The following is a 6,661-nucleotide window of genomic DNA, read 5'->3' as shown; positions in this document are numbered from 1 at the left end:
AGGTAATATTTTAGTAGGATTACTTTACTTGATATCTTTAAGAAGGCTATAATAAGGTATAATTAAACGTAAAGTTTATATTTAAAATAATATTTAATTAAGAGGTGAGTTTATTGTCTAACGATAATTTTAAAGACGAATTTGAAAAAAGCCGTCAACCGATAGAACGTCCTGATGATTCGGAAAACAAAAAAGCTACAAACTCCGAAGAAAATGAATTAAATAAGTCAGATAATCGGACAGAAGAAAAGGAACCAAATTTCGAAAATAAAAAACGAAGCAAAAATGAACAAAACTATCCTCCAAGAGGTGTGCTTAGAAGACAACGAAGAAAAGAAGAAGCGAATAAACAAGAAAGTAAAGAACAACATTCGAAAGAAGAAACAAATCAAGCAGGTAACAAACCAAATAACGATCAAAAAACAAAATCGGCAGGTGCATTTGCTGGTTCAAATATTAATAAGTCAGATAAAAGTAAAAAACAATCATTAACTGATAAACCAGAACAAATAACACCAAATAAACAGCATAATACTAACAAATCGTCCGATAAAGATATTTCTAAATCTTCACAAGTTGATAATAAATCTAGAAATCAACCGGACAATGACACACAAGCAATTGATTCTAAAAACAAATATAATGATAATAAAAAACGCGGCGCTGTGACAGCAGGCGCAGCTGGTGCTGCCGGTGCTGGATTAGCAGCTAACAATAAAAATAAAGAAGCTGATAATGCTAAGCAAACTAGCGAAAATAAAGACAAAGATAACAGCAATAAGAAAAAAGGTGCTGTAGCTGCAGGTGTTGGTGCAGCAGGCGCTGGTCTAGCTGCCAAAAACAAACAAACTAATAAAGAAAATAGCGCAAAAGATAACAGTAATAAGAAAAAAGGAGCAGCAACTGCAGCTGGTGCGGCCGGAGTTGGTGCAGCTGCTTCAGGAGGAGGAACACCTCCAAACGGTGGCAATGGTAATGGAAACGGCGGTAATGATGGATCAAATAAATTCAAGAAAGCCATCATCCCAATAATTGCTGCGATACTAATTCTTGGTGCATTAGCATTATTCTTAGGTATGTATTTAAATGGAACCAACAAAGATAACGGTAAAGAATTAGCTGACAAAACATCACAAACTGATAGTGCTTCTAAGAAAAAAGCTGATGAAAAAGCAGCCAAAGAAAAAGAAAAATCAGATCAAGCTAAAAAAGATAAAGCAGACAAAGAGAAAAAAGCAAAAGATAAAGCAGATGCCAATAAAGATGCAAATCAAGACTCAAATGATTCTGCTAACAATGATGGAGATGCTGCAACAAATGAAGCAGCTCAAAATGCAAACCAAGATCCAAATAATACAAATCAAAATGCACAAAACAATAATCAATACAACCAGAATGCGAACCAGAATGCACAAAGCAACCAAAATCAATCTCAAGGTTCTCATACTGTAACAGGTAAAGAAAACTTATATCGTATAGCTATCCAATATTATGGTAGTGGTTCAACAGAAAACGTTGAAAAAATCAGACGAGCGAATGGTATTTCTGGTAATGAGATCTCACAAGGTCAAAATTTAGTTATACCATAGGCATAAACAAAAGGGGATGGAATTATGTATTTAACCAATATTATGATACCAAAGGAGAAGTGCTACATTGCACATCCTAAAGATTCGATTCATTCTGCCTTAGACAAACTAGAACATCATGGAATCGATGGACTACCAGTTGTAGCAGAAGGAAAGTATTTAGGTATGATTACAAGATATAGTATATTTAGACATTATTTCTTCAAAAAAGAAAATGTCTCTAGGGATGAATTTATTTCGAATACCATAATAGAAGAGATACTTACTTTAGACTTACATTCTTTAAATGAAAACAAAGTAGTTGAAGAATCTCTACTAAATTTACAAGATTTTCCTATAGTAGCAGTCGTAAATGACGACAAAGATTTTCTCGGTGTCGTAACACGTTACGATTTAATGGATCAATTCAAATCTGCTTTTGGTATGAAACAAAAAGGGGTAAGAATTGCAGTTACTTCAGTAGATGCAGAAGGACGTATTAAACGTTTATCTAATATTATATCTAAATTCAAATTGAATACGATATCATTTGTTACATTTGATGAAACTGACAAAATGTACCGTAGAATGATTATAAAAGTAGAAAATTCAAACAACATAGATAAATTTGTTAAACATTTATCTAAAAACGGCTTTAAAGTATTAGATGTTAGTGAAACATAATTCAATATCATGTTTAAGATGGCACTTTGTTAAAACAAAGTGCCATTTTATTTTATTCATAACTTATAATTGGTATAATAACAAAGGTATAAAATAAGGAGTGAAAGAAATGCAAGAAATTGAAAGCTTAATTATTGGTGGCGGCCCATGTGGACTAAGTGCAGCTATCGAACAAAAACGAATGGGCATTAATACAATTATCATCGAAAAAGGAAATATTGTAGATGCAATATACAAGTATCCAACACATCAAACATTCTTTTCTTCCAGTGATAAATTAGGCATTGGAGATGTACCTTTTATAGTTGAAGATCTTAAACCTAAAAGAAACCAAGCACTTGTGTACTATAGAGAAGTCGTAAAACATCATCAACTAAATATTAGAACGTTCGAAGAAGTTTTAACTGTGAAAAAAATTGATAATCGTTTTCTTGTAACAACTACTAAACAAACATATAAAGTTAGATTTTTGACGATTGCGACAGGATATTATGGGCAACCAAATCAACTTGATGTTGAAGGACAAGAATTAGATAAAGTAATGCATTACTTTAAAGAAGCACATCCATACTTTAACCAAGACGTAGTTATTATTGGTGGTAAAAATTCAGCAGTTGATGCAGCAATAGAACTTGAAAAAGCTGGGGCAAATGTTACCGTATTATATCGAGGTACTGAATACTCTAAAAGTATAAAACCATGGATTCTACCTAACTTTGAATCCTTAGCAAAAAACGAAAAAATACAAATGCATTTTAATAGCCAGGTTGAGAAAATAGATGAACAAACATTAACATTTAATAAAGATGGTAAATCATATACTATCCATAACGATTTTGTATTTGCTATGATTGGCTATCACCCAGATTATAAATTTTTAGAGTCATGTGGTGTTGATATCGTTACGAATGAATTTGGTACTGCACCATCATTTAATAAGGATACTATGGAATCTAATGTAGAAAATCTATATATAGCTGGCGTCATTGCTGCAGGTAATGACGCAAATACAATCTTTATAGAAAACGGTAAATATCATGGTGGCACGATTGCACAAGATATTGATAGAAAGAAAAAGACACCATTAGAATCATAATCCTAAACAGCAATATCAAAGTCTGAGACGACATTCGTAAAAACCTAAATCAAAAACGAGAAAATCATGCTACACAATGATTTTCTCGTTTTTTCATGATCGAACATCGTTAATAATTAAATTTTTAGTTCAACTTTTGTGAAGGATTACAAAGTCATGGAATAAATCTATAGTTAATCTACGACTTCAACAAAAAACTAGACTACTTATATTCTATTGAATTCAGAATATAAGTAGCCTAGAAATCGTATTTTTATAAAGTATACGTATTTAATAATTTTTAGTTATTTTCTTGATAATTAACCAAAATACTCAACTAACTTTTCTTTAGATAAATCATTACTTAATCCTACTAACAATTTCAATCTTGCTTTTTGGCCATTTAGTCCGTTAGAAAGAATGATTCCCATTTCTTGTAATTGGTATCCACCGCCTTCATATGCATATATACCACCTACGATACCATTAAATGAACGTGAGACCATCACTACGGGAATATTTGCATCCATTAGGGCATTTATACCCTTTAATGCTGTCGGAGGCAAATTACCTTGTCCTAAAGCTTCAATGATTAATCCATCATAATTTTGTTCTACAAAAAATTGCAGTATATCACTTGATAGGTCCATATGTGCTTTTACGATACCAATCTTAATTTCTGGATTGATATGGGGATATTTAGTGGATTCAAACGGTTGATGATGAAACAATACATGTGTTTTAGTCACGCTACCAATTGGTCCATAGTTAGGACTTTGAAATGTACTTGTATTTGATGTATGCGTTTTTGTTACGTTCTTAGCTGTATGTATTTCATCGTTAAATACAACCATTACACCTTTATTTTGTGCTTCGTCCGATGATGCTACTTTAAGTGCAGATATATAATTATACAAGCCATCTGAACCAATTTCGTTTGAAGATCTCATAGCCCCAGTTAAAATAATAGGCAATTTAGTATCAATAGTTAAATCTAATAAGTATGCTGTTTCTTCTAATGTATCCGTACCATGTGTAATGACAAATGCATCATATTTATCTTGTTGTATTGATTCCGTAATAATTTCTTTCAATTTGATAATATAATGATTGTTCATATGTGGAGAAGGTATTTGAAAAGGATTAATCTCTGTTATATCACCTAATGATTTTATAAAAGCTTGATGTTTATGCATTGGATGCTCTGAATTAGTTTCTACTTTCCCTGTGTCTTTATCTTCAGACATGCTTATTGTCCCGCCTGTATGAAGTACTAGAATTCTCTTCATATCTTTCCTCCTATTCATATGATTATAATTTATGATAAAATATATAAGATTAAAGAACAAGTGAGGTTAATTAAATGAATAAAATAAATATTGCAATTGATGGACCAGCTGCTGCTGGTAAAAGTACGATCGCCAAGTTGGTAGCTCAACATTTTAATATGATTTATGTTGATACTGGTGCAATGTATAGAGCGATAACGCTATTTTATATACAAGAAAATAGTGAAGATTTTGATGAATTAGTTAAGAAGATTAATCTAGAAATCATTTTGAAAGATGGTCAACGTGTAAACTTAAATGGTGAAGATGTTACAGAACGTATTCGAGAAAATGATGTTACAGAAAAAGTTTCATATGTAGCATCTAAAGAACCTGTTAGAACGTTTTTAGTAGAAGAGCAACAAAAGCTAGCAAATCAAAAAAATGTCGTCATGGATGGTCGAGATGTTGGAACTACTGTACTACCGGATGCAGAATTAAAAATATACATGATTGCTTCTGTTGAAGAAAGAGCAAATAGAAGGTTTAAAGACAATGAGTTAAGAGGTATTAAATCTGATATCGAATCTTTAAAAACAGATATTGAAAGACGAGATCAATACGATATGAATAGAGAAATATCACCGTTAGTTAAAGCTGAAGATGCAATTAGTATTGATACAACAGGATTATCAATTGATGAAGTAACAAATAAAATTATTGAATTAGCGAATGTCAAATTGACAAAATAATACGAATTTCTTGACAATTAAGCGTCTTTATAAGAAGTTAATATTAAGCTATTTATTTAAAGGAGGCAATTTTGATGACGGAAGAATTCAACGAATCCATGATAAATGAAGTAGAAGAAGGTGACAAAGTAAAGGGTACTGTACAACAAATAGAAGATAAACATGTTGTTGTACACATAGAAGGTGGTAAATTTGATGGCATTATTCCAATTAGCCAACTATCTACCCAACATATCGAAAATGCCAATGAAGTCGTCAATATTGGTGATGAAATCGAAGCTTTCGTAACTAAGATTGAACAGAACGAAGAAAGTGGTCATTATATATTGTCTAAACGAAAATTAGACGAAAACTTATCATACGAAAAACTACAAACAATCCTAGATAATAATGAAACAATTGATGCTGAAGTTACTGAAGTTGTTAAAGGTGGATTAGTAGTTGATGCTGGTATGAGAGGATTTATTCCTGCCTCTTTAATTTCAGTCGACTATATTGAAGATTTCTCGGATTATTTAGGTAAAGTATTGACTTTAAAGGTAGAAGAATTAGACCAAGCGAATAATCGAGTGATATTAAGTCACAAGAAAGTAGAACAAGAAACATTATCTACTAAGAAAGACGAAATAATGAATAACATTTCACAAGGTGACGTCATTGAAGGAAAAGTTGCTAGAATTGCAAATTTCGGTGCTTTCATTGATTTAGGCGGTGTTGATGGTCTTGTTCATGTTTCGGAATTATCGCATGATCATGTTAAATCTCCTGAAGAAGTTGTTAAAGTAGGAGATGTCGTGAAGGTTAAAGTACGTGCAGTTGATCGTGAAGCAGAAAGAATTTCTTTATCAATTAAAGATACATTACCAAGCCCATTTGAAGTAATTGATGAAAAGTTCAGCGTTGGAGACACTGTGACTGGTAAAGTTGTACGACTAGCGCAATTTGGTGCTTTTGTTGAAATCGCACCAGGTTTACAAGGATTAGTACACATTTCTCAAATTAGCCATGAACATATCGGCAATCCTGACGAAGTTCTTCAAAGAGGCCAAGAAGTTCAAGTTAAAATTTTAAGTATAGATAAAGAAGAAGAAAGAATTTCATTATCAATTAAAGAAACGATTGAACAAGTTAATGATTTCGATGAATCTTATTTAAATCAGTCTGACTCTGATGATGATAACCCTACTTTAGGTGATGTCTTCGGGGATAAACTTAAAAACTTCAAACTATAATAAACAACATATAAATTTAAAGGCAAACCTAAACAAAATCATATGATTTGTTAGGTTTGCCTTTTTATAATAAATAACAATC

6 protein-coding genes are annotated in these 6,661 nt (G+C 31.9%); 5 read left to right on the top strand and 1 reads right to left on the bottom strand.

Annotated elements, in window-relative coordinates; all coding sequences use genetic code 11:
- Positions 1-113 precede the first annotated feature (113 nt).
- The 3 genes from CD111_RS10405 to CD111_RS10395 all read left to right on the top strand — a co-directional run bounded on the left by CD111_RS10405 (position 114) and on the right by CD111_RS10395 (position 3,348).
- Positions 114-1,589 (top strand): LysM peptidoglycan-binding domain-containing protein, encoded by a 1,476-nt coding sequence (locus CD111_RS10405; RefSeq protein ID WP_095087930.1) that lies wholly within the window; start codon positions 114-116, stop codon positions 1,587-1,589.
- A 24-nt stretch (positions 1,590-1,613) separates the two neighbouring features.
- Positions 1,614-2,252 carry a CBS domain-containing protein gene (locus CD111_RS10400; RefSeq protein WP_095087932.1) on the top strand — a complete coding sequence of 213 codons (639 nt, stop codon included), beginning with the start codon at positions 1,614-1,616 and terminating at the stop codon, positions 2,250-2,252.
- Positions 2,253-2,361: 109 nt separating this feature from the next.
- Complete coding sequence (locus CD111_RS10395) at positions 2,362-3,348, top strand: YpdA family putative bacillithiol disulfide reductase (protein ID WP_095087934.1); 987 nt, start codon at positions 2,362-2,364, stop codon at positions 3,346-3,348.
- 299 nt (positions 3,349-3,647) lie between these two features.
- Here CD111_RS10395 and CD111_RS10390 read toward each other — a convergent pair whose 3' ends face one another.
- Positions 3,648-4,616, bottom strand: a complete 969-nt coding sequence (locus tag CD111_RS10390) for an asparaginase (RefSeq protein ID WP_095087936.1) — start codon at positions 4,614-4,616, stop codon at positions 3,648-3,650.
- A 74-nt stretch (positions 4,617-4,690) separates the two neighbouring features.
- Here CD111_RS10390 and cmk point away from each other — a divergent pair, with 74 nt between their 5' ends.
- The gene (cmk, locus tag CD111_RS10385) at positions 4,691-5,347 is read left to right on the top strand and encodes a (d)CMP kinase (RefSeq protein ID WP_095087938.1); all 657 of its coding nucleotides are present in this window, start codon (positions 4,691-4,693) and stop codon (positions 5,345-5,347) included.
- A 74-nt stretch (positions 5,348-5,421) separates the two neighbouring features.
- On the top strand, positions 5,422-6,579 hold the full coding sequence (rpsA, locus tag CD111_RS10380; protein ID WP_095087940.1) for a 30S ribosomal protein S1: 1,158 nt from the start codon (positions 5,422-5,424) through the stop codon (positions 6,577-6,579).
- Positions 6,580-6,661: the final 82 nt, after the last annotated feature.

Origin of the sequence: Mammaliicoccus stepanovicii, from assembly GCF_002902525.1 — a bacterium.
Taxonomy (GTDB): Bacteria; Bacillota; Bacilli; order Staphylococcales; family Staphylococcaceae; genus Mammaliicoccus; species Mammaliicoccus stepanovicii.
This window is presented reverse-complemented; position numbering and strand designations above follow the sequence as displayed.